The organism is Peribacillus sp. NPDC076916 (assembly GCF_050269675.1).
In the GTDB taxonomy this organism is placed as follows: domain Bacteria; phylum Bacillota; class Bacilli; order Bacillales; family DSM-1321; genus Peribacillus; species Peribacillus aracenensis.
The window spans coordinates 1-1655 of sequence record NZ_JBNNIU010000033.1; the positions used below are offsets into that span (position 1 = coordinate 1).

At 35.6% G+C, this 1655-nt stretch carries 1 protein-coding gene; it reads right to left on the minus strand.

Going from position 1 to position 1655, the window contains the following annotated elements; genetic code table 11:
• Positions 1–186 precede the first annotated feature (186 nt).
• Positions 187–1404, minus strand: a complete 1218-nt coding sequence (locus tag ACQKFG_RS28125) for an IS110 family transposase (protein ID WP_342613872.1) — start codon at positions 1402–1404, stop codon at positions 187–189.
• Positions 1405–1655: the final 251 nt, after the last annotated feature.

The window sequence follows — 1655 nt, forward strand, 5'->3', positions numbered from 1 at the left end:
TCATGCCTTTCTTACGATTAGTCAATGTCTTTGTTTGAATTAATTTATTAGTATTTAGAATGTACAGAGTGTTCAGGTTTACTAATAATAATTGGGTGACGAATTTTTAAATATATACATGCAAAATAGACCTAGCCAACTTGGATTTTTTTACTAGGTCATTTGATTATGTTATTATTTATAAAACTATGATTTGGAGGCCAACCCGTAATCATAGTTCATATTGTGTGAAATAAGAAAGAAGATGTTCTTCAAAAGCTTATTCACACAGGCGATGGACGCAACTTTATGACATTTGTTATAGGGTTGCGTTTTTAATTTGTCGTAATACTCAACGATATGATTCTGTCCGTAACGTCTCTGCTTAATCATGTTCTGAATTATTAGGAACAACAGTTTTCGTAAGTGTTTATTACCACGCTTATTAATTTTGTCCTTAAAATAGGTTTTTCCTGATTGGAATCGGCGTATGTCAATACCCGCATAAGCATTTAATTGTTTGTTATTCTCAAAACGGTGGATGTCTCCGATTTCTGCTATTAAGCGAACGGCTGTATTGGGGCCAATGCCAGGAAAACTCAAGATCACTTTGTATTCGCTGCGTTTTTCTGCTAATTGGACCATATCATTAATACATTGTTTCTTCTGTTGGAGAAGTTCTTGATAACGTCTAGCGTATGACCGTAGTTGCTCGCACAAAACATTCGATGAAGAAACAGCTGGATAGGACTGCTGGGACGCCTCAATTAGTGTGAGTGCTTTCTTTTCTGCCATCGCTCCCGAGATATTTTTATTTGTATTGGCACGTATTTTATTTTTAATAATTGTTTTTGAAAGTCCCTGAACAAAATCTGGATGTGGAAACAATTGGACAATGTTTAGAAATAAATCAGATTTAATGGTGAAGAGTTTTTCCAGTTCAGGAAAGGTCAACTGAATGACTTTATGCATGCGACTACGAGTTACCGATAATTCATCATCAAGCTCACTGTAAAATCTCGAAAGTGACTTCAACTGTTGAAACAGGGTGTCTGTCCCGTTTGTCTCCCTTCGGGAGACAGAGAAGTGAGTTAAAGCCAATTGATGGGCATCACTTTTATCAGTTTTATGAATCCTTAAGGCATCACATTGCTTTTTAGCCTCTAGAGGGTTTAAAAGACAGTAGGAATAATAGTTATCACGCATAAAGCGTTCCAATTGCCGAGAATAGACACCAGTTGATTCGAACACAATATAAGGTTGGTCCCCATATCCTTCGATTAATTCATCAATTCGAGCTCTCAACTTTTCAAACTCAGGTTTGGTGTGTTTAATTTCTGCTTCATAAATACATTTTTTCAAGCCATTATAAATGACCATGTAACTCTTTCCCATACTCACGTCAAAGGCAATTACATGTTTCATGTTATCCTCCTACAATTTTCTTAAATTGAAGCCTTCATCTTACACTTATCGACTCTAATTTCTTATACACGATCTCTAGGATCCAACATACTAAAACCTGATTCAAATAAGGTAAATGAAGAAGGTCCGTTTTAATTACGGATTCTAGATCCTAAGGCATGATCGACCTATTCTTCATTTCTACTATATAAAAAATAGTAGTGTGGACCAATGCCTTGGTCCGCACTACTAATCTTAGTATGTTTTAATTT

Excerpts from the sequence above, each read along its gene's own strand:
- ACQKFG_RS28125 (WP_342613872.1), bottom strand. The coding sequence starts at position 1,404 with ATGAAACATGTAATTGCCTTTGACGTGAGTATGGGAAAGAGTTACATG.